At 41.4% G+C, this 20888-nt stretch carries 22 protein-coding genes; 7 read left to right on the plus strand and 15 right to left on the minus strand.

The window, feature by feature from the left end; genetic code table 11:
• Window positions 1-7: 7 nt before the first annotated feature.
• The 7 genes from DBR43_RS01045 to rpiB form a co-directional block, all read right to left on the minus strand.
• Window positions 8-3394 (minus strand): SusC/RagA family TonB-linked outer membrane protein, encoded by a 3387-nt coding sequence (locus DBR43_RS01045; RefSeq protein WP_233602795.1) that lies wholly within the window; start codon window positions 3392-3394, stop codon window positions 8-10.
• Window positions 3395-3525: 131 nt separating this feature from the next.
• Entirely contained in the window at window positions 3526-4482 is a 957-nt protein-coding gene (locus DBR43_RS01050; RefSeq protein WP_124577083.1) for a FecR family protein, read from the minus strand.
• A gap of 63 nt (window positions 4483-4545) precedes the next feature.
• The gene (locus DBR43_RS01055) at window positions 4546-5115 is read right to left on the minus strand and encodes an RNA polymerase sigma factor (RefSeq protein ID WP_124577085.1); all 570 of its coding nucleotides are present in this window, start codon (window positions 5113-5115) and stop codon (window positions 4546-4548) included.
• Window positions 5116-5197: 82 nt separating this feature from the next.
• Entirely contained in the window at window positions 5198-5752 is a 555-nt protein-coding gene (locus DBR43_RS01060; RefSeq protein ID WP_124577087.1) for a GNAT family N-acetyltransferase, read from the minus strand.
• 511 nt (window positions 5753-6263) lie between these two features.
• Complete coding sequence (locus tag DBR43_RS01065; protein WP_124577089.1) at window positions 6264-6962, minus strand: DUF2931 family protein; 699 nt, start codon at window positions 6960-6962, stop codon at window positions 6264-6266.
• 1 nt (window position 6963) lies between these two features.
• Window positions 6964-7275 carry a hypothetical protein gene (locus tag DBR43_RS01070; RefSeq protein WP_124577090.1) on the minus strand — a complete coding sequence of 104 codons (312 nt, stop codon included), beginning with the start codon at window positions 7273-7275 and terminating at the stop codon, window positions 6964-6966.
• Window positions 7269-7715: a ribose 5-phosphate isomerase B gene (gene rpiB, locus DBR43_RS01075; RefSeq protein WP_124577091.1), complete on the minus strand. Its 447-nt coding sequence runs from the start codon at window positions 7713-7715 to the stop codon at window positions 7269-7271. The genes DBR43_RS01070 and rpiB overlap by 7 nt, the downstream gene beginning before the upstream one ends.
• Before the next feature lie 181 nt (window positions 7716-7896).
• Between rpiB and DBR43_RS01080 the strand changes: the two genes are divergently transcribed.
• A complete protein-coding gene (locus tag DBR43_RS01080) occupies window positions 7897-8607 on the plus strand; it encodes a DUF4397 domain-containing protein (RefSeq protein WP_124577092.1) in 711 nt (236 codons plus the stop codon).
• Between the two features lie 63 nt (window positions 8608-8670).
• On the opposite strand, the gene DBR43_RS01085 is transcribed toward DBR43_RS01080, so the two are convergent.
• Window positions 8671-9195, minus strand: a complete 525-nt coding sequence (locus tag DBR43_RS01085) for a hypothetical protein (RefSeq protein WP_199756927.1) — start codon at window positions 9193-9195, stop codon at window positions 8671-8673.
• Between the two features lie 42 nt (window positions 9196-9237).
• Window positions 9238-9843: a hypothetical protein gene (locus DBR43_RS01090; RefSeq protein WP_199756928.1), complete on the minus strand. Its 606-nt coding sequence runs from the start codon at window positions 9841-9843 to the stop codon at window positions 9238-9240.
• Window positions 9844-10080: 237 nt separating this feature from the next.
• On the opposite strand from DBR43_RS01090, the gene DBR43_RS01095 reads away from it, so the two are divergent.
• From DBR43_RS01095 to DBR43_RS01115, 5 genes are all read left to right on the plus strand, one after another.
• Complete coding sequence (locus DBR43_RS01095) at window positions 10081-10359, plus strand: hypothetical protein (RefSeq protein ID WP_124577094.1); 279 nt, start codon at window positions 10081-10083, stop codon at window positions 10357-10359.
• A 9-nt stretch (window positions 10360-10368) separates the two neighbouring features.
• Window positions 10369-11043, plus strand: coding sequence for a response regulator transcription factor (locus DBR43_RS01100; protein ID WP_124577096.1), 675 nt, complete (start codon window positions 10369-10371; stop codon window positions 11041-11043).
• Entirely contained in the window at window positions 11044-12363 is a 1320-nt protein-coding gene (locus tag DBR43_RS01105) for a sensor histidine kinase (protein ID WP_124577098.1), read from the plus strand.
• Window positions 12364-12591: 228 nt separating this feature from the next.
• Window positions 12592-12960 carry a BlaI/MecI/CopY family transcriptional regulator gene (locus DBR43_RS01110; protein WP_074610536.1) on the plus strand — a complete coding sequence of 123 codons (369 nt, stop codon included), beginning with the start codon at window positions 12592-12594 and terminating at the stop codon, window positions 12958-12960.
• Window positions 12957-14498 (plus strand): M56 family metallopeptidase, encoded by a 1542-nt coding sequence (locus DBR43_RS01115; RefSeq protein ID WP_124577101.1) that lies wholly within the window; start codon window positions 12957-12959, stop codon window positions 14496-14498. The genes DBR43_RS01110 and DBR43_RS01115 overlap by 4 nt, the downstream gene beginning before the upstream one ends.
• A 66-nt stretch (window positions 14499-14564) precedes the next feature.
• On the opposite strand, the gene DBR43_RS01120 is transcribed toward DBR43_RS01115, so the two are convergent.
• From DBR43_RS01120 to lspA, 5 genes are all read right to left on the minus strand, one after another.
• On the minus strand, window positions 14565-15017 hold the full coding sequence (locus tag DBR43_RS01120; RefSeq protein ID WP_124577103.1) for a PepSY-like domain-containing protein: 453 nt from the start codon (window positions 15015-15017) through the stop codon (window positions 14565-14567).
• A 20-nt stretch (window positions 15018-15037) separates the two neighbouring features.
• Window positions 15038-15472 carry a PepSY-like domain-containing protein gene (locus tag DBR43_RS01125; protein WP_158622393.1) on the minus strand — a complete coding sequence of 145 codons (435 nt, stop codon included), beginning with the start codon at window positions 15470-15472 and terminating at the stop codon, window positions 15038-15040.
• A gap of 85 nt (window positions 15473-15557) precedes the next feature.
• Window positions 15558-16823: a sensor histidine kinase gene (locus DBR43_RS01130; RefSeq protein ID WP_124577107.1), complete on the minus strand. Its 1266-nt coding sequence runs from the start codon at window positions 16821-16823 to the stop codon at window positions 15558-15560.
• Window positions 16820-17500, minus strand: coding sequence for a response regulator transcription factor (locus DBR43_RS01135; protein ID WP_124577109.1), 681 nt, complete (start codon window positions 17498-17500; stop codon window positions 16820-16822). Before DBR43_RS01135 ends, DBR43_RS01130 begins: the two co-directional genes overlap by 4 nt.
• Window positions 17501-17539: 39 nt before the next feature.
• On the minus strand, window positions 17540-18058 hold the full coding sequence (gene lspA, locus DBR43_RS01140) for a signal peptidase II (RefSeq protein WP_233602797.1): 519 nt from the start codon (window positions 18056-18058) through the stop codon (window positions 17540-17542).
• Window positions 18059-18227: 169 nt separating this feature from the next.
• On the opposite strand from lspA, the gene DBR43_RS01145 reads away from it, so the two are divergent.
• Window positions 18228-18710, plus strand: coding sequence for a TlpA family protein disulfide reductase (locus DBR43_RS01145; RefSeq protein ID WP_124577111.1), 483 nt, complete (start codon window positions 18228-18230; stop codon window positions 18708-18710).
• Between the two features lie 28 nt (window positions 18711-18738).
• Here the strand turns inward: DBR43_RS01145 and DBR43_RS01150 are convergent, their stop codons facing one another.
• On the minus strand, window positions 18739-20835 hold the full coding sequence (locus DBR43_RS01150) for a prolyl oligopeptidase family serine peptidase (RefSeq protein WP_233602926.1): 2097 nt from the start codon (window positions 20833-20835) through the stop codon (window positions 18739-18741).
• Between the last annotated feature and the right edge of the window lie 53 nt (window positions 20836-20888).

Genomic DNA, 20888 nt, shown 5'->3' on the forward strand with positions numbered 1-20888 from the left:
TTAAAAATTATAAATTCAGACTAAGACCTAAGAGAAAGCTCCTTGCCTGTGGGTATCTGCCCACGTCTAATCCATTATTATCCATCCCGATTTCCGGATCGAAACCAGAATAGTTGGTAATCGTGAACAAATTGTTTGAGGTCGCATAAACACGGACTGCACCAATTTTCATTTTATTGGTAAATGATTTAGGCAAGCTATAACCCAATGTCAGGTTTCTCAGACGCAGGTAAGATCCGTTCTCTATATAAAAATCTGAAGCATTGAAGTTTCCGTTGGCATCAGCAGTAGAGATGATCGGAACTTTTCCATTTGGATTTTCCGGAGACCAGGCATCCAATATTCCGGTCAGCTTATTATAAGAAGGACCACTTGCACTATAGGTTGTTCTTTTTACTGCGTTAAAAAGTTTATTTCCATACACCCCCTGAGCAAAAATATTCAGGTCGAAGTTTTTATAGGTCGCATTGAAACTCAATCCGTAACTGAAATCCGGATAAGCACTACCCGCGAAATAACGGTCTTTGGCATCAATAGATCCATTGTTATCCAAATCAGCGAATTTAAAATCCCCTGCTTTTGCCTTAGGCTGTATTTTCTCTCCCCTGGCATTGGTATACTGGTCTACTTCTGCCTGACTTTTAAATATCCCCTGAGTTTTCAGTACATAATAGCTGTATAATGGCTGTCCTTCTTTGATCATCAATGGAGCCAGCTCGTTTCTGAAATTTGTACTTACCGGAATGATTTCCTGACCTTCCGCCAACTTGATGACCTTATTGTTTACTTTAGTTAAAGTAAGGCCAACGGAATAGCTGAAATCACGATCCTTATTGCTGTTATAGTTGATTCCAAGTTCAAATCCACGATCTCTGACCAAACCTGCATTGATCGTTTGTGTACTCAAACCAGAGGTTCCCGGCAATGGCTTTTGTAAGATCATTTTATTTGTATTTTTAATAAAATAATCTGCCGTAAGGGTCAGTGTATTTTTCATGACACCCAGGTCCAAGCCAAAGTTAGTTTGCTCTGATTCCGCCCATTTCAAGTTCGGATTCTCCAGGATATTGGAAACATAGCCCGCACCTAATGCCGGGTTTTGTCCGAAATAAGAATTGGTGCGTTCTAACAAGGGGCTCACATCCTGTATCGATAAACTGGCAAGGTTGCCTAATAAACCATAACTTCCCCTCAGCTTCAATTCATTTAACCAGGTACTTTCCGACAGAAAATTCTCTTTGGTCAGCACCCATCCTGCCGAAGCAGAATAGTAGTTACTGAATTTATTCTCCTTTTTGGGAATCAAAGAAGAGCCGTCACGGCGACCAATCAGAGACAGTAAATATTTATCTGCGTAGTTGTAATTCGCCCTCAAAAATGAAGAAGAAAGGGCGATGGCCTGAAATCTGGTAATTGCCGGCTCAAATACCGAGGCATTTACCAGGTACCTTTTTGAAGGAGATTCATCATCAAAACCATTCCCCTTCACGTAGGAATCATTGTATGTTGCTTTTTGATAAGAGAATCCTGCTGTAAAATCAAAGTGATGAAGCCCCAACTCCGTTTTATAGTTCAGGATTTGTTCTGCAAGGATATCACTTCTTCTGTTTTGTCCCACTTCCAGGGAATTGATCAGCATAGGTTTTCCTATTTCCGGGCGCTTAGGTGTAAAAATAGTGGCATTAAAGAAATCTTTGGTCAGGTTGAAGTTAGATTTGAAAGACAAGCCTTTTGCCAGGTCAATCAGCAGGTAAGGATTGATCACAAATATATTCTGCGGCATTTTGATATCCAGTCGTTTCAATTCCGCTACCGGGTTTACAATATCACCATAATCGCCTGCATAGTCTCCGCCAGGTAAACCGGCAAATGAGCCATCAGGGTTATAAGGTGTTCCATTTGAAGGGTAATAAATGGCAGATAACAGCGCTCCTGTATAGTCGCTCTTGGTATTTGCGCCCTGTCCGTTTGAGCTGCTAAAGGAAAGGTTTTCCCCTATTTTTAACCAGGAATTGAGTTTATAGTCGGAATTAATCCTGAAATTATATCTTTCTGCAGATGTATTTAAAACGATTCCTTCGGCTTTACGGTAATTAAAACTCATATAGATACTGGATTTCTCCGTTCCACCTGAAAGTCCCACGTTATAATCCTGAGTGGTTCCTCTGCGGAAAACCTCGTCCATCCAATTGGTACGGGTTACCCTCCCGTCCGGATATTTTGTCGCATCAAAGGCAGGAAGTAAAGTACTGTTTCCATTTTTTGCAGCTGTTTCCGCTACAAATGCCCTCTGTTCTGCGTTTAAAGGCGTTAATTTTTTCCAAGCTTGCTGCGTACCGACTTTTGCATCAAAATTGATTTTCATTGCGCCGTTTTTTCCCTTTTTGGTAGTGATCAGTACTACTCCTCCTGATGCCCTTGCGCCGTATATTGCGGCAGCACCATCTTTTAGTACGGAAATCGATTCAATATCATTCGGATTCAGGATTGGGGCACCGGAAGCACCTCCATTTAGGGTTAATGATCCGGGAAAGATTGTTCCGTCAATTACATATAAGACGTTTTCACCGTTAATTCCCCCCGAACCACGGATATTGATACGTGGTGATGAGGTAGGGTCTCCGCCTTCATTGGTGACAATTACACCAGGGGCTTTTCCGGCCAGAACCTCGCCAACACTATTTAAAGACCTTGAAGACACTTTATCTAAAGACACCACACTCACGGCACCTGAAAGGGTTGCTTTTTTCTGGGTTCCATAACCTACAACAACAATTTCAGATAACAGCGCTTTGTCTTCCAGAAGCACCACATTAATCTCCTGGTTATCCAGGACTTTGACCTGTTTGGTCTTAAAACCAACCATCGAGAAAGACAATACTGCATTTTCAGGAACCGGAATGCTATATGTTCCGTCTCCTGCCGTTGTGGTTGCTTTTCCGCCGATCACGTTGACAGATACGCCGGGCATTGCCATTCCTGCTGAATCTGTCACCTTTCCTTTGAGGATCCGATCCGGCTTTGGCGGAGCAACAGGGATGTTTCTAAGAATTACATGACCACCTTTTTCCTGAAAGTCGAAACCCAGAATTCTGAGCAATGAGGAGACCTTCTCGTTTTTAAAAGAAGTTGTAGCCAGGTTTTGATTTCCGCGAATGGCTTCCGGATTATACACAAAATGAAGTCCTGTACCAGCTTCAATTTCTTTGAGAATGGAACTGGTGGTACGGTTCGCAGCAATTTTAATGCTGATCCTGCTTTTTTCCAATGTCTGTGCCATGGTCAGGGACGCAAAGAGCGTTCCGCAGAAGGTACATAGAATGGAAAAAGTTAACACTGAATATTTCATGGCTTTATAAAGAGCTGGTAACCTCTTATATGAGGATTTTTTCATATTTTTATTTGTTTTATACGCTGTAAGGGTGTGTTAAAATAAGGTTGGCTGTGTAATTGTCGTTAGGCAGCCGAATCAAATTTTCCGGTACTGATCTGATCAGTACCGGTTTATCGGTCATTCTTATATTTTCATTTTCTATATACATTAAAGGTTTTATGATCTTCAGATGTCCTGAGCCGGAGATGATGGAGACTACAAATGATATCCAGAATCTCTTCAGGGCTTTGTTTGGTGTTAAAGGTGGCATTGCATTTCAGCTTTTTAATGGAGGGGCTGTTTAACGCAATGCGAATGCTATAGGCATATTCCAATTGACGGGCTACCTCTTGCAGCGCGGTATTGTCAAACCTGAGGTTTACATAGGTTTTTACAGGAGTATAGCTGATCTCTGCCCGCTGGTCAATTTTATCGTAGGCAATTTGCTGACCCTTGATCAGTGTTCCAAATACCTGGCTGGAATTTCCGACTGCCACTTTTCCCGTCACAACGGCGACAGAAATATGACGGCTTTTCAGATAAGATTTAATCCTGAAAGAAGTTCCGAGTACTTTCGTATACAGGTCTTCCCTGGTTTTCACCATAAAAGGCCGGTCTTCCTCATGGGCGATGTTAAAGAAAGCCTCTCCTTCTGACAGGGATACCGTTCTATTTCCGGATTTAAATTTTGCAGGATATAGTAAACGGGAAGAAGGCCCAAGGATAATTTCAGAGCCCTCAGCAAAAACAATCTTTTTCTTTTCGCCTGCCCTGGTGGTCAATGACAGCAACTGCTCGTCGACTACCTGTTTTTTACTGAACAGCCAGCCACCAAGGCCTGCAGCAGAGATCAACAACACTGCGGCGGCTACTTTGCGTATTTGATACCAGGCAGGAAAGCGGGATGTTTTTATTTCCTCTTTTTCCATCTCCTGGCGGAGCTTCCCCAATACATTTTCTGCAATTGCTTGTTTTTTCTCCTTCTCTAAAGAAGGAAACGCATCCCCGGAGGACGTATACCAGCGTTCTACCTGCGCTATTTCTGCAGGGCTGGCTTCCTTTTCGATATATTTTCTCAGCAGTTCTCGTGCCTGTTCTTCCTTTGTCATCTAACTACATGTCAAAGCAAAAGAAGAATGGTACTAACCAAAGCTGTTAAGCTTAGGTTAAGTTTATATGAATACGATACAAATGATTAAAAACAGCAGATAAGAGAGTCTTTTCTTCATCACTTTTAGCGCTGCACTAAGTTGATTTTTAACGGTTTGCGCAGATAAGCCCAGCTCATCAGAAATTTCTCCGATACTTTTCTCCTGTTTTCTGCTCATGGAGAAAATCAGCCTCATTTTTTCAGGCAGATCCAGCATTGCCTCATCGACTTCCTGATGAAGGTCTTTGAGCATCAGCCTGTTTTCCGCAGAATGTTCCAGATCATCCCGGAGGAGAAGCGACAGATCTTCTTTGTGCTTTTCTTTAATTGCTGATGAACGAAAATAATTGATCACCCGATATTTCACTGCGCCTTCAAAGTAAGCGCGTAAGGTACCTGTTAACTGGACTTTTTCCCTGTTCTCCCATAAAGAAATGAAAATCTCCTGGGTAATGTCCTGGGCAATTTCTTCATCACGTAACCGTCTATAGGCACTGTCCAGCACTTCTTCCCAATAGAGACTGTAAATATCTTCCATAGCCTTATGGTTCCCCTTCTTTAGAAGAGAGATCAGCTGGCTGCCGGAAATCATTTGATTTGTTTCGATGGGATTTTTTTGACAAATCTACTTCTGTCATATTCCCTTAATGTTAAGAAATCCTTTATTTAAAGATTTAAAATGGCAAAACACGTAAAAAGACATGCTCCGGGCCATCTACTTCATCCATCACTTCATCAATTTTAGAGAAACCAAAGCTGCTGATCAGTTTTAAGGAGGCTTCATTATCGGGAGATACAGAAGCTACAAAATGGCGGATATTAAAATTTTCTGCGGCCCATTTCATGATTGCCCCAGCAGCTTCTCTCGCATAACCTTGTCTCCGGTACGGGGTAAAAACTTCATAACCAAACTCTACCGCATCTGCAGCATATTGTTGCAGGTATTCAGGGTTGGGAAGACTATGAAACCGGATCATCCCGACAACAGCGCCTTCCGCTTTGGAGACCATCGCTCTTGCAGACCATGGTAAATAAGCGCTGTCGGCTTCCAGTTCTTTCCGGCCATATTCAAGTCCGCTCATGTCTTCCAGCAATTCGGCGGGAATGTCAGTTCCAAACAGACGTACTGCCTGCTCAAGCTGATGAGACAGACAGGCTGCAATGACCTCTTCCGGCATTAAACGCAGTACTAAACGCGGGGTGACGATATCAGCTAAAGGATTGAACATAAATAAATGGCATGATCATTCGAAAAAAAAGACAAAAAGAAAACGGAGTCCCTCTTCTAGCGATTTGGTTCTCCGTTTCCACCTTTTCATTGCCGTAGCACCGAAAAAGCATCAAACTTTCCATATTTTAACCTTCATTGGTCCTCTTAGTATATTTCAACTTTGATTCCTCCGAACTTCTCCTTTTCACATCGTTCCGTAGAATAATGGATAGGTTTTAATGTCTGTCCCGAATTTAGTGAATATACCCTTACTTAACAGTTCTGGCATTTTAAGCATCATTTTCTCTGTCTCCTTTGAATCTGATCTTTTACTAATTCCTTGAAATCTCCAGAACTTTTTGCCCTGAGGCTATTGTTCTTTTTGGAGTGTTTCTTTCAAACGGTCAAATTACTTCCTTTTTGATAGATCTAATTTACGAACTATAACTATCTAATGCAAAGATAAATGCATTTTATTTTTAACATGTTACCAACAGCTTTTCAACAGTTTTTACACAGGGTTATCCACATTAACGGAGGTAATTTGAAGCACTGTCAATATAGTTGGCATCTTTAGCCAGTCCTTCAGCGAGGTTCTTAAAAAAATCATCGCTCAGATCGGCAAAAGCCTGCTTCAGGTACTGCTCCTTAGTCAGCTGTCTTTCATTGAAAAGGTCAGCAGCAGAAGGCTCCCGGGCCGCAATTTTATGTTTTAGTAAGACCCGCTCGTATTTATCACCCTGTAACCAAACCAGGACATTTCCATTGTTTGCGATGCCTGCAATAAAAACAAGCCCGTCAGCATTTGTACCATACTTATGTATAGACTGTTGAATTCCTGCTTTTTTGCTGTTGCGAAAGATGGAGTCGATTAGCTGAGCCGGAAGATTGATCGTATCCTTATAAAAGGATTGATCCCGGTAAGAAACATAATCCAGCACCAGTTTTACCGGCAACTGCTGCCGTTCAGATGTTTGCGAAAACTCTCCCTGCCCCCAGTCTAACCGCTGATCGTTCACATCACTGGTTTTTAAAGATTCAGTCTTTCCGTCTGAAAGCACAAAATCCGCACGATAAACTTTTATCGGATACATCCTGGGTGCAGAAACCGAAGCACTGTAATAATAACGGCTCCAGCCCTTGTAATTCAATAACTTTACAGCGATAGCAATAACCAGCAAGACGAAGATCAGAAGGTATATTTTGTTTAATACATTTAGTTTCTTCATGTTAATTCCTGAAAGCACTGCCCAAAGCCACTATATACATAAAGCCCGCCAGAACAAGCAGGCTAAGGAGGACAAAAACGATAAAAACTGCCCTTGCTGTCCTACTGTTGCTGCCCCGGTAGACGAAAAGATAGGCAGCCAATAACACCGTAACGATCGGAGTCACGAGCACTATATGTAAAAGTGTTTCATTTTCAGTCGCGGGGGTACAGCGCATGTATACAATGGACATGATGATGATTCCGCAAATTAACCCAACGCTCCAATCTTTCTGAACAGACTGAGCTGCTGAAGATTCCCCTTTTGCTACCATTTCGCTTCTATTGCACTGATCTTTGCCAGACGCTTCAGGTGACGTTCTTCGTTGGAGAATTCGGCTTTCAGGAAAGCAAATACAATATCTTTGGCCAGCTCTATGCCAATTACCCTTTCCCCGATACATAGAATATTTACGTCATCGTGCTCCACCGACTGGTGTGCAGAATATGTATCATGACAAACGCCTGCGCGGATTCCTCTAAATTTATTGGCAGCAATACTTACCCCAACGGAACTTCCACAAATGAGGATCCCCCGTTCTCCCTCTTTATTAATCAGGGCTTGGGCTACATCGGCAGCATGATCCGGATAATCGCTCGGCAATTCTGTCTGGGTACCGAGGTCAATGACTTCATAGCCATGCTCTTTTAAAGCAGCGACAATAATGGTTTTATAGCGGAAGCCCGCATGATCTGAACCTATAATAACTTTCATGATGATTTCTGTTTTTTGCCCTAATTAAGCGGTGTTTAAATATTGTTCCTAAGGTACAAAATTAGCAGCCCGCAGTTTACAGGTTACAAATTTCATTCCTTTTTCCGGTTAAACTGTAGCGTTTCGCTCTGGTGTTCCGTTTTACCCCCAGTAACATTCAAAAACCCTAAGCCCCATCAAAATGAAATTTTTTACAGAAAACAAGCGTACAAACCTTTACAGATTAGCAGCGGTATCTTTATTTAGCATAGGTACATTATTATCATCCTGCTCTACAAAAGAAACACCTGTTCCGGAATCCGCTTCTTTAATGGTCGTAAATACTTCTCCCAGCCCTGCCACTTTCAATGCCTACATTAACGGCGGTAAAATAACTTCCTCAGGTGCTTTAGCTTTCGGCGGTGCCCTTGCTTATTTGAGGCTCAACACCGGAGAACATACTGTTAAATTTACAACCGCGAGCAGTACGGAAAGTCTGATCACTAAAAAGATCACTTTAGAGAACAAAAAGATCTATTCACTTTTCCTTATTGATAAAGAGACAAAGCTGGATTTTATAGTTGCTAACGACGATGTCGCTACTGCACCGACTACCAAAGCTTTGATTCGTTTCATTAATCTTTCTCCTGATGCGCCGGCACTGGACCTGGCGATAAAAGATGGTGCTGCACTGATTACAGATAAAGCTTATAAAGCGAGCAGCAGTTTCATAGAAATTGAACCTAAGAAATATATTTTCCAGATCAAAGATAAAACAGCAAGTCCTGTGCAGGCAGAACTAGCTGAGACGGAGATTAAGGCAGGCGGAATTTATACATTATTAAGCACCGGCCTGGTAACTCCTTCAGGATTGGATCCTAAAATTACCGCAAAACTAATCACCAACAAATAAGAAATACACAAAAAAACGGGCCTTCCATTTTCATGGGGCCCGTTTTAGGTTTATTTGTGTGTGTTAATCTCTTCCTTTTCCACGACCTCTATCGTGGTCATTGTGGTCATCTTTCCACTTCCCTTTATCTTTTCCTTTGTTGTCTTTACCGTAGTATTTTTTTGCCTGTCCCGGAGGCATTCCATGAGGATGGCCCTTTACCACATAATATCTGGAATCATTGCTGTATTTGATCACCTTTTGTGTGCGGACTTTTTTATATTTCGCATACTTTACCCGATCCGAATTAAAGTTATCGTAGGAATTGACCACTACTTTATACCCGTTATACAAGTTGTAGCCACTATATCTCGAAGGTAATGACCTGGAAAAGATCCACCTTCCATTATCCATGTAAACGAATTCCCGCTTAGGCACAGAATAATAGCTTTCAATATCAGGCAGATAATAATAATCTACATGATCGTAACCTACCGGTCCCCATAAAGGCTGGGAGCCAATATTTACGTTAACGCTGATTTGCGCTGCTGCACGGTACGGAATTACACCGATTACCCCCAGCAAGCCTATTATAATTAATTTTTTCATGGTTGATGTTTTTGATACTTAAATATACCCAATAATTAACGGTTAATCTCTTCCCCTGCCATGACCTCTGCCATGATCCCTATCACCACCTCTGCCTCGGTTCCAGTCGCCATGTCCGCGACCTCTATCGTCATCCCTGTCTCTACCCCTTCCATGACCTCTGTCGTCATCTCTGTCGCGGCCTCTCCAGTTTCCATTTCCCCTATCGTCCCTGTCTCTTCCATAAAATCCTCCATGTGGATGTCCTTTGACAACATAATACCTGGAATCACGGCTATATCTGATCACCTGCTGACTTCTTACATTTCTATACCTTGCATAACTAATCCGGTCGCGGTCGAAATTGCGGTAAGGATCTCTGGAATTTACCACAACCTTATACCCGTTATAAAGGTCATAACCTCTATATCTTGAAGGCAGAGAAGAAGAATAAATCCACCTGCTATTGTCCATATAAATGAACTGACGTCTGGGTACGTTATAATAGCATTCGATATCAGGCAAATAATAATTGTCTACATAATCGTAACCTACCGGTCCCCATAAAGGCTGTGAGCCAATATTTAAGCTGATGCTAACTTGTGCTGCGGCACGGTATGGCATCCATCCTATTACACCGAGCAGTCCTAATACTATTAACTTTTTCATAACCCTGTTATTTAATGTTTCATTTGTGTGTTGTTGAATCAAATCTCCATACCGAAGATGAAATCAACATGAAATTTTGGATTTATTTAATTTATTTTTCTTTTTCATCTTAATTTCATGTTCAGCCCTCATCTTCGTATCATTCAATTAGAGTGGCGCAGATAATAAAACACACAAATGTTTTAAGTGAGGGAGTGTTAGTTTGCCTCGGAAGAGGCAAACTTTCCATATATTTACATGATGAGCAACAATAATTTCTTCCGTTCATTTATCGCAGCCATACTTTTCATCTGGCTTCCCCTTGGCACATTTGCCAGAGACACCACCACTACATCCTTGATTTCCAGTAACAATTTATTCCAGGACAGAAGGGATAAAAAGCAGGAACGTGGTAAAGAAAATAAGAAACCTGATGTGAAAGAAGTACCTCAGTCCAGAAGACAGGAGAAACCAGGAGAAGTAAAGCCTGAGAAAAGAGAAAGACCATCCAAAGAAAATAAACGAAGAAACGACTAAGCCGGCGGTATGAAAGTTCTGATAGTTGAAGATGAAAAAACCCTGGCCTATGAAATGGAAGATTTCCTGAAAAAGGCTTTCTATATCTGTGACCTCGCCCATAACATCAAAGACGGACTGGAAAAGATAGAACTCAACAGTTACGATTTTATCCTTCTTGACCTTGGATTGCCAGACGGAGATGGACTCAGCCTGCTTCCCAAAGCGAAAAAATACAATCCGGATGCTGCATATATTATCCTTACTGCCAGGGGAAACCTGGAAGACCGCATTGCAGGGCTCGATCTGGGTGCTGATGATTACCTGCCCAAGCCTTTTTCTTTATTAGAACTCCAATCCAGAATGCAGGCCATTGCGCGCCGTAAGTTTAATGTCAAAGAAGAGCTGCTCAGCCTTGGCGATTTCAACGTGGACCTGCAAAAGAGACTAATCCTTTTTGAGGACAACCAGATTGAATTGTCAAGAAAAGAGTTCGACCTGTTGAGCTACCTGTTTCTTCACAACAACCGGGTATTGACAAGAATGCAGTTGAGTGAACACATCTGGGGGACTTTTGCCGATGATGACTACGATTCCAACTATATTGATGCACACATTAAGAACATCAGAAAGAAATTAAATGCCTGGGCACCGACAGACTTCCTGGAAACAGTACGGGGTGTTGGCTACAGAATAAAGAAGTAAATGAAATTATCATCGAAATTAATCCTGTTCATCACCAGCTCCAAACTGGCAGTGGTATTGCTTTTCATCATCTCTCTTCCTTTTCTGGTTGACAGCATTGTTTCCGAATACACCAATTATTCCTTACGCCGCCAACAGGCAAAAGTGATCGATGTGGTCCATAAAAACGGAATCGATCATTATCTGCAGGGCGATGACAGCTATGGCAGTTATACCATGCTTAAAGAAGAATATATCGCATTGGAGCCCGCAGCTGCTAAAACCCTCATTGACACCATAAAAACGGCACAGCGGATCGTAGAAAGAGACACCCTCAGCTACCGCATTCTGATGCATACGTTTAGCTTCGAAAATAAAAATTACCTGCTGGAGATTGGAAAAACAACTGCCAGCATCAATCAATATAACAAACCCCTGCAAAGGATCGCTTTATATGTGCTGATGGGCCTTATCGCCCTGACCCTACTTTTCGACCTCATCTTTACCCGTGCGCTCATCAGGCCTTTAGGTAAAATCATTAAGAGTAAACTGATCAACAGAAAGTTCCCTTTCAAAGATTATTCTCCACCTGTACCTACTTCCACACAGGATTTCAAGTATCTGGATGAATCTTTAATTCTACTGATGGACCAGATCAATGAAGCTTTCGAAAAAGAGCGTGAATTTACTGCGAATGCCTCCCATGAGCTCATGACTCCCATCAGCATCCTTCAGAATAAAATGGAAAACCTTTTGGGAGATGAACAGCTTCCGGAAAGTGTGGTGCTCCGCATTGTAGAAATGATGAAAACCCTCAGCCGGTTAAAGAAAATTTCCAACTCCCTATTGCTGATCTCCAGAATCGAGAACCAGCAGTTTGTGAAATCGGCCAATATACACCCCTCGAAAATTATCCATGAGGTAATGGAAGAGATCAGTCACAGGTTGACAGAGAAAGAACTAAAAATCACCATCAGCCTAAAAGAAGACCGCCTGCTTAAAAATGTAAATCAGGACCTCTTGTTTCAGCTGTTCTATAACCTGATTAATAATGCCATCAAATACAACGTAAATCAGGGCAGTATCCTGATCACAGATGAATTCCAGGAAGGAAAAAACTATGTGATCACTATTCGGGATACCGGCATCGGCATTGCAGCTGAAGACCTTGATTTCATCTTTGACCGCTTCAGAAAGGCCAACCTGACAGAAAATGTAGGTTATGGTCTCGGCCTTTCCATCGTAAAAAGTATTACGCTATACCATGGGATCGAAATTCTGGTGAAATCCAAAGTTGCTGAAGGCACCACTTTTAGTCTGATCTTCCCCCCTTCTTCTTAAAAAGGCAGCATTTATATTTCCGGATACCTGGCCTGCAGGGACATTTCCTCCTCCAGTTTCTTCTGCTGCTGTCTTTTCCTGGAATTAAACCGACCATCAATTACTAACAACATCAAAAAAATGCGTTTAAGCACTGGAAATGGCTATCATTAAACAAACTACAAAAATAGTTTGCAAACTATAAAAATAGTAGTAACTTTAATTAACGTTAAATATCAGAAGAATAAAATGAGAGAACTTACAAAAGCAGAAGAACAGGTGATGTTGATTTTATGGGAAATAAAAGAAGGTTTGACAAAGGATGTTATTGAAAAGATGGCTCCCCCAAAACCAGCCTATAATACCGTCTCCACAGTAATCAGGGTCCTGGAAGGAAAGGGTTTTATTGACCACAAAGCAGTTGGAAATACGCACATTTATTTCCCGCTGATTACGGAAGCCCAATATAAACACTTTGCCTTTGACAAGGTCATGAACAATTATTTTGAAAACTCTTACCAGAGCCTGGTTTCCTTTTTGGTAAAAGAGAAAAACATGGACCTTGAGGAACTCGATGAATTGATTCAGCTGGCAGAAAAACTTAAAAACAAGAAATGATGAATTGGTTATACTATCTGTTGGAAGCTAATTTGTATCTGGCCTTATTTTATGGCTGCTATCATTTGCTATTCCACAAAGAAACATTTTACACCATAAACCGGTATTTTCTGATCGGTGCAACCCTCCTGGCATTTGCCTTACCCCTATTGCAAATTGGCTACCTGCATAGCTTTTTTCAACATCAGGAATATGATTCCCTGACAACGGAAGCAGTTATCCCTACTGAAGATGAGGGCAGCGATTTAATTAAGCTTGGCTTTAGCAGCCTCTACTGGCTGGTTGCCATTTTCTTTTCTTTAAAATTACTGAGAGACCTCTACCAGATTATTGCGCTCTCCAGAACAAGAAAAAGACATCAGGATGGACCGGTTGTTTATATCGAACTCGGGCAAGGCCTTTCTGCATTCTCTTTCTTTAATCTCTTGTTTATCCCGGAAAATGCTGCAGGTAAAGAAACCATTCTAAAACATGAAATGGTTCATATCCGGCAAAAACATAGCCTGGACATCCTGTTTTTTGAAATTGTTCAAATTCTAAACTGGTTTAATCCGGTGAGCTACCTGATCAAGAAAGACATCAAACTCTTACATGAATATATTGCCGATGAACTGACCACAAATGAAGAGATCCAAAAACACGATTATGCGCTTTTTCTCATCAGGAATTCCTTTGGTGCAGAAACGAAACAACTGAGCAATCAAATTTTCAATCCATCCATACTAAAACAAAGAATCAACATGTTAAACAAAGAAAAATCAACAGGGCGAGCGAGGCTCAAGCTGCTGCTGGCACTACCACTCGTTGGGGGAATGCTTTGCACATCGACAGTCGCCTTCACAAAAGACTATGGTCTGGTGGATTTTTATCCGAATACGATAAAAACCATTGGTATTGAGCGTTACACTCAAGATACAACCCGAAAAAAAGAAACAAATAAAAAACACAGCGCAGCACCCAAAGTGGTATTTAAGGGGAATTCAAAAATGCCGGCACCTGCCAATCCGGCCAGCCCACCGCCGCCACCACCAAGACCAAGATCCACTAAGCCAAAAGCCATTAAGCCCTCAATAGCGCCACCGCCGCCGCCGGTTGATCCAAAAATTGTACCAGTCGGTCCTCCGCCACCGCCACCGCCTCCTCCAGTAGAAAAGCCGGAAAGAAAGGTTAAATTTCCCCCACCCATAGTGAAACCTGACCGCCCGCTTACGCGAGAAAAACGTAAAAGTAAAGTTAAATTCCCTCCGCCGATAGTCGTACCTGATCAACCAAAAACACCTAAAAAAGATACAGAAACTCCAGGCCCTGCGGTAGTTGAATCAAATTTAAAGATCAGCAGTGCTGTACCCAAAGAAATGAAGCTCAGGTCAATCAGCATCACGGGGAATAGTACAAAAGCTAATCCAGAGGAAATCAGAAAAGTAAAAATTTCCGAATTGACAAGCGTCAAAGCGATAAGTAAAGCAAATGCGATAACCAGTGTAAGAATAAATACCCCAATCCAGATAAAATCGGTCGGCCCGGGTTCTAAGCCATAAACACCAATACGTCATCCTGAATAGCTTCAAGATGACGTATTGGCGTAATGGGATTTTTGCTTTTTCTTAAATATCTATTCTTAAAAAATCACCGTTCTTACTAAATTTCAATTCCATTCCGGTCGACAACTGAACTTCCTGATCATTCAAATCCAATTCCCATTCCGTAATAAATTCCGCAGGATAATTCGCCTTTACATAAGCTAAAATCTTTACCGGAATCACACTATCAGGCAATTGTTTCAAGCTTTTGATACTTTCCACTTCTCCTTTTGTATTGAACTCCAGTTTCACCCCATTGTTAAGGATCACCTCATATTCATGGCTTAACCCCTCTTTATCTTTGATCACCTGAGCAATGGCTGCACCATTAAAATGTGTATTCACATATGCTTTCGCTTCTGCAGAAAGTTCTGTTTCCGGAACAACTACGTCATCATCTTTATCACAGCTGGATAAGGTTAGCGTAAGCACTAAAGCAAGGCCCAGGGAGGTTAATGTTCTTTTAAATGTGTTCATATTATTTTCTATTTTGGGGATTATAAAATTCTGTTGCTGATTTTTCCATGCGCATCAAAAACTACTTTTTTCTCTTCAGAAAGCGTTTTCAATTCGACTTTATAAAAGAATTGCTTTTCTTCTTCATACTTATCTACGTCATCAATTCTGAACCCTTTGAAATTCTTTTTGATGCTGTTCGCGATTACTGAAGGTAATTCCCGTGCACGCAGCTCTTTTTTATGTTTTACGATTGCCCCTTTATGATTTAACCATACTTCATGCTCTCTTCTGCCGAGATCGAAATCTGCATTGAACAACGCTCCTTTCTTTTCCCAGTCTACTTTCAGGGCTTGTGGAAAAGCTTTGTTAAAGGAATTAAGTACTACGGAAGGGACCTCTTTTACAGGAATATCCTGTGCATAAGTAAGGCCGGAAAAAAGCAGACCGGCTGCTAGTATAATGCTCTGTTTCATGGTCATGTTTTTTATATACCACAAAGAAAGAGGTCAAATCTGAAAAGAAACTGGAAAGGAATACCAGAATGAATTAAAAGATCAATTATCTGAAATTTAATTCCAGATGGTGCCGATCTGTATAGGAATATTGAATATCGAAACCATAGAGGTCAGTGATCGCCTTCACGATGGCAAGCCCAAGGCCTGTACTGCTTTGCGCATGGCTGTCTTTTTTAAAACGCTTAAAGACCTGTTCTGAATCCAGTGCAGCAGAACGGCCGGTATTACTGATCACTAAGCGCTGACTACTGATCGATAGGGTAACTGTTCCTCCAACGATATTATGGGTAATGGCATTTTTAAGTAAATTGGAAATTAATATGGCCGCCAGGTCTTTGTTCATGGCAACTTCCAACAGGCCCTCTTCTTTCAAATCAACCTGAACAGATTTCAGCTGTGCAAAATCTTCATACTCTGAAATCAATGTTTTCATCAGCGTGTTGATCGAAAGCAAGGCCACATCTCCATATTGTTTATTTTCAATTTTCGAGAGCAGCAAAAGAGATTTATTCAGCCTGGTAAGCCTTTGTAAGGTACCAATTACCTGCCCGATAGCCTCCAGATGCTGATCTGAAAGGTCTTCATTTTCTGCCAACAACTCCAGCCTGTTTAAACTGATGGCCAGGGGCGTTTGTAATTCATGTGCCGCATTTTCAATGAACTGCTTCTGGCTTCCATAAGTGCCGACAGATTGCGCCACCAGGCTCTTTACCGCCACATTCAGCTCCTTAAATTCTTTCACTTCTGTATTGCCGGTCTCTATTCCCTGGTCCTGATCCAACCGGAATGCCTTTAGTCTTCTGAGTAACTGATAAAATGGAGTCCATATTCTTCGGAGTAAGAGGTGATTAATCACAAAAAAACTGATCAATATCGCAGCGTAGAGCCAGATCAGACTGTATAATAAGCTCCTCACAAGGTCATCTTCTTCTACAGTGGACGACACCACCTTCATTTCGTAATACTTATTGTCCTTGTTAAATACAGTGGTCAGCATCCGAAAAGGCTCCATATCTTCCTCATTAAGGGTATACATGAGCGTATCCTGATACTTGTCTTTAAATTTCAGTCCGGACTTTTCAGTCACCTCTTTGATTTCATAATTGTGCTCAGAAAACCCAGAGCGCTGAATGATTCCGCTGTCTTTTTCCACCCGTTGTATGACCAGCATTTTACTATTTTCCAGTCCGTCGTCAAGACTGTCCTGTACTTCATCAATCATATTGAAATAAAAGAGGACGGCCCAGATGCTGATCACCAGCAATAAGGCCACAGAAAGGTATTTAAGTGTATAATTCAGCAGGTTCATGCTACAACCACCAGTTTATAACCGATTCCATACACCGCCTGAACTTCTATGCCAGCGTTTTTTTCTTTGAGTTTCTTACGGAGGTTCTTAATTTGGGAATAGATAAATTCATAATCGTCCGCTCCGTCCATATAGTCTCCCCAAACCTGTTCTGCCAGTGCTGTTTTATTAACCAGGCGGTTTTTATTTACAGACAGGTAGCTTAGAATATCGAATTCTTTGCGGTTCAGCACCAGTTCAGCCCCGTCAATCCAGACCTGACGTTCATCCAGATCAATTTTAACATTAGCATGTTCGATGGTATTTTTACCGTTCAGTGATTTTCTTCTCAGTACAGATTTGATGCGCGCATTGAGCTCTGCAATATGAAAAGGCTTCACAAGGTAATCGTCAGCTCCCATTTCCAAACCTTTGATTTTGTCTTCCAGAGAATCTTTCGCAGAAATGACAATCACATTATCGGACTTATTCATTTGCTTCAGCTCTGCCAGCAGGTCCAGACCAGTTCCATCCGGCAGCATAATGTCCAGCAGGATACAATCGTATTCATAGGAAACGATCTTTTCTAAAGCATGTGCATAACTGCCGGCAGTTTCTACCAGATAGTTTTCTTTTTCCAGCGACTGGCGGATTACTTCCAGCAGATCGACCTCATCTTCTACAACCAATAGCTTCATGAATACAAAATTGAGTAACAAAACCGGAAAGATCCGGGATTAACTATAGCTGGCATTCGCAAGCTTCCTTCTTGAAAAGGAATCGATCATGATCAGCAGCATTCCCAGCATTATAGAAAGGTCTGCCGCATTGAAAACACCGGTTTGAAAAATAACAAAGTCTATGTGAAGAAAGTCCGTGACAGAACCATAAATAATACGGTCATATAGGTTTCCTGCCCCACCACCAATCACACAGCAAATCCCAAAAGTCAGTAAAGAGGATAGATTTTTTCGGGTCATCACAAAATAAATACCCATTAATAAGACTGCTAAAGGCAACAGTAAGAGTAAGACAAACTTAATTCCGGAATGAAGCGAATCACCAACACTTAAAAAAGCACCTGAATTTTCGACATTGGTCAGGGTAATCTGATTGCTGATCACCTTGATATTTGCATTGGACTGCACATGGTCCCTTACTATAGACTTTGTAATCTGATCACAACCGATATTAAACATTACAATCACCAGGATCAAAACTTTCCCCGCCAAACCAGTCCACTTCATTTTTTTCATTGTCTTTCGTATTGTCTGTTAATAAGGACTCAACTGATGATAAATGCCATGATAATTTTCCATTGGCAGCTCAGCTGATAAATATAGGAATTGTAATTTTGAATTCAAATGATACAAGTAATGCTTTAGAATCAGATATTAGCAGTTATTAACCTATAAAACATCCCAGATGAAACAAATTTTCTTTTCATTTCTTATCACGGCCCTTTCATTAAGTGCATTTTCACAGGGACTCCCTGCCGGCACTGTTATTCCTAAAGCTACTTTTTACAAAGCCGATGGGACTAGTTTTACCACAGATCAGATTCCCAAGGGAAAGAAATCCCTGATCATGTTTTTTGATGCAACTTGTGGTCATTGTCAGACCGTGGCGACCAATCTTTCAAAAAGCAGCAAGGAATTGTCTGGCGCGAACCTGTATCTCGTTTCACAGGATGTTTTCCGCTCCATCAATTATTTCATGGATACCTATGCAAAACCCCTGAAATCAATGAAGAATGTAACCACCTTACAGGATAAGGACTATGTTTTCATTCCATTGTTTCATCCGAAACAATATCCTTCATTATATCTTTTTGATGCAGACAAGAAACTGATCATTTTCAGCTCAAATGAAAAAGATGTGCCTAAGGTCCTCAAACTTGTTAAATAAGATCCTTAAACACATCTTTCAAAGGGTATTACTTTTTATAGGTAATACCCATATTGTAAAACAAGAATGCCCAACGATCGGCAATTTCTTCAATAGCCTTATCCGTTGGCTTACCGGCACCATGGCCGGCATTAGTTTGAATGCTGATCAAAACAGGTGCATCACCCGCCTGGTCTTTCTGTAAATTTGCTGCAAATTTGAAGGAGTGCGCCGGAACAACACGATCGTCATGATCTGCGGTAGTCACCAATGTTGCAGGGTATTTAGTTCCCGCCTTCAAGGCATGTACCGGTGAGTATTTATACAAATAATCGAACATCTCTTTAGAGTCTTCAGAAGTTCCGTAGTCATAGCTCCATCCTGCTCCTGCTGTGAATTTATGGTAACGCAACATATCCATTACTCCTACTGCCGGAAAGGCTACTTTAAAAAGATCAGGACGCTGCGCCAGTGTTGCGCCAACCAATAATCCGCCATTCGAACCGCCCATACTGGCCAGGTAATCTTTCGAAGTATATTTATTGTCAATCAGGTATTCTCCTGCTGCGATAAAATCATCAAATACATTTTGCTTTTGCAGTTTTGTTCCCGCCAGGTGCCATTTTTCGCCGTACTCGCCACCACCACGGAGGTTAGCTACCGCATAAATTCCACCCTGGTCCATCAGGATAATATTAGCAGTACTGAAAGAGGGGGTCAGGCTAACATCAAAACCTCCGTATCCGTACAATACCGTCGGGTTCTTTCCATTCAGGACAATGCCTTTCTTATAGGTGATGATCATCGGAACTTTCGTTCCATCCTTCGAAGCATAAAAAACCTGCTTGGATTCATAGTTCGCGGGATCAAAGTCTACTCCGGATTTCTTATAAACTTCAGATTTACCCGTTTCAATGGCATACCTGAAAATCGTAGCCGGATATACATAGGAGGTAAAAGTATAATACAATTCTTTTTCTGATTGCTTACTTCCAAAACCAGAGGCCGAACCGATACCCGGTAACTTAATCTCGTGTTCCAGTTTACCATTTCTGTCGTACTGTAACACCATAGACACTGCATCTTTGATGTAATTGGCAAACAGCTTGCCACCTCCCGTTGAAGGGCTCAATACATTTTCCGTTTCTTTAATCAGGTCTTTCCAGTTTTCAACTCCCGGACTGCCTGCGTCAACGGTGACAACCCGCCCGTTAGCTGCGTTTAGGTTCGTATAAATGAACAGTTTGCTTCCGTCATTATCAATAATGTTATGGTTTTTATCGAAATTACTTACTATTGGAATAATCTCAGCATCTTTGGCTTTCAGGTCCTTGATGTAAAGTTCGTTTCCTGAAGTGGAATTTGCGGCCGAAATGATAAGGTATCGTTCATCTTCCGTTAATCCTGCACTAATATAACGTCTTGGAGTTTTATCACCGCCAAAGATCAGCTGATCCTCCTTTTGTGCTGTCCCCAGTTTGTGATAGAATAATTTGTGGTATTGAGTCAAACCGGAAAGCTGGCTCCCTTCTGCTGGTTTGTCATAGCTGCTATAATAAAAACCATCATTTCCCTGCCAGGAGATTCCCGAGAACTTAACATCGGTTATGGTCTCTCCAACAACAGTTTTGTCGGATGATTTCATAACGATAACTTTTGTCCAGTCAGAACCACCTTCAGACAGCTGATAGGCCAGCAGACTTCCATCTTTCGAAAAGCTGATTCCGGCAAGTGAAGTCGTCGCATCCTTAGAAAAAGTATTTGGGTCCAGAAAAACCTCCGGCTCCCCTCCTTCTTTCTGACGGTACAGTACACTTTGGTTCTGCAGTCCTGTATTTTTATAATAATAAGTATACCCTCCTTCTTTGAATGGCTGAGAGTACTTCTCATAATTCATCAAATGCTTCAAACGCTCTTTAATATCGTTGCGGTAAGGAATTTGCGACATGTATTTCTGCGTTACTACATTTTGTGCAGTTACCCATTGTTTTGTATCCGCAGAACGGTCATCTTCCAACCATCGGTAAGGATCGTCTACATTCGTTCCAAAATAGGTGTCTTTTACGTTTTCTTTTTTCGTTTCCGGATAAATCATAGTTTTCTTTCCTGTATTACTGAGCTGAGCCTCTGCAAAAATCGGAAGCATGGTTGCCAGAAATATCAATGCATTTTTTGAGTTTTTCATCAGTTATTTATTGT

This window comes from Pedobacter sp. KBW06 (assembly GCF_003852525.1).
Taxonomy (GTDB): domain Bacteria; phylum Bacteroidota; class Bacteroidia; order Sphingobacteriales; family Sphingobacteriaceae; genus Pedobacter.

Excerpts from the sequence above, each read along its gene's own strand:
- DBR43_RS01065 (WP_124577089.1), bottom strand. The coding sequence starts at position 6,962 with ATGAAGAAACTAAATGTATTAAACAAAATATACCTTCTGATCTTCGTC.
- DBR43_RS01110 (WP_074610536.1), top strand. The coding sequence starts at position 12,592 with ATGAGAGAACTTACAAAAGCAGAAGAACAGGTGATGTTGATTTTATGG.
- DBR43_RS01125 (WP_158622393.1), bottom strand. The coding sequence starts at position 15,472 with ATGAAACAGAGCATTATACTAGCAGCCGGTCTGCTTTTTTCCGGCCTT.
- DBR43_RS01080 (WP_124577092.1), top strand. The coding sequence starts at position 7,897 with ATGAAATTTTTTACAGAAAACAAGCGTACAAACCTTTACAGATTAGCA.
- DBR43_RS01105 (WP_124577098.1), top strand. The coding sequence starts at position 11,044 with ATGAAATTATCATCGAAATTAATCCTGTTCATCACCAGCTCCAAACTG.
- DBR43_RS01115 (WP_124577101.1), top strand. The coding sequence starts at position 12,957 with ATGATGAATTGGTTATACTATCTGTTGGAAGCTAATTTGTATCTGGCC.
- DBR43_RS01055 (WP_124577085.1), bottom strand. The coding sequence starts at position 5,115 with ATGATTTCCGGCAGCCAGCTGATCTCTCTTCTAAAGAAGGGGAACCAT.
- DBR43_RS01100 (WP_124577096.1), top strand. The coding sequence starts at position 10,369 with ATGAAAGTTCTGATAGTTGAAGATGAAAAAACCCTGGCCTATGAAATG.
- rpiB (WP_124577091.1), bottom strand. The coding sequence starts at position 7,715 with ATGAAAGTTATTATAGGTTCAGATCATGCGGGCTTCCGCTATAAAACC.
- DBR43_RS01045 (WP_233602795.1), bottom strand. The coding sequence starts at position 3,394 with ATGAAAAAATCCTCATATAAGAGGTTACCAGCTCTTTATAAAGCCATG.
- DBR43_RS01095 (WP_124577094.1), top strand. The coding sequence starts at position 10,081 with ATGATGAGCAACAATAATTTCTTCCGTTCATTTATCGCAGCCATACTT.
- DBR43_RS01135 (WP_124577109.1), bottom strand. The coding sequence starts at position 17,500 with ATGAAGCTATTGGTTGTAGAAGATGAGGTCGATCTGCTGGAAGTAATC.
- DBR43_RS01120 (WP_124577103.1), bottom strand. The coding sequence starts at position 15,017 with ATGAACACATTTAAAAGAACATTAACCTCCCTGGGCCTTGCTTTAGTG.
- DBR43_RS01145 (WP_124577111.1), top strand. The coding sequence starts at position 18,228 with ATGAAACAAATTTTCTTTTCATTTCTTATCACGGCCCTTTCATTAAGT.
- DBR43_RS01130 (WP_124577107.1), bottom strand. The coding sequence starts at position 16,823 with ATGAACCTGCTGAATTATACACTTAAATACCTTTCTGTGGCCTTATTG.
- DBR43_RS01090 (WP_199756928.1), bottom strand. The coding sequence starts at position 9,843 with ATGAAAAAGTTAATAGTATTAGGACTGCTCGGTGTAATAGGATGGATG.
- DBR43_RS01050 (WP_124577083.1), bottom strand. The coding sequence starts at position 4,482 with ATGACAAAGGAAGAACAGGCACGAGAACTGCTGAGAAAATATATCGAA.
- DBR43_RS01085 (WP_199756927.1), bottom strand. The coding sequence starts at position 9,195 with ATGAAAAAATTAATTATAATAGGCTTGCTGGGGGTAATCGGTGTAATT.
- DBR43_RS01060 (WP_124577087.1), bottom strand. The coding sequence starts at position 5,752 with ATGTTCAATCCTTTAGCTGATATCGTCACCCCGCGTTTAGTACTGCGT.
- DBR43_RS01150 (WP_233602926.1), bottom strand. The coding sequence starts at position 20,835 with ATGCTTCCGATTTTTGCAGAGGCTCAGCTCAGTAATACAGGAAAGAAA.
- DBR43_RS01070 (WP_124577090.1), bottom strand. The coding sequence starts at position 7,275 with ATGGTAGCAAAAGGGGAATCTTCAGCAGCTCAGTCTGTTCAGAAAGAT.
- lspA (WP_233602797.1), bottom strand. The coding sequence starts at position 18,058 with ATGAAAAAAATGAAGTGGACTGGTTTGGCGGGGAAAGTTTTGATCCTG.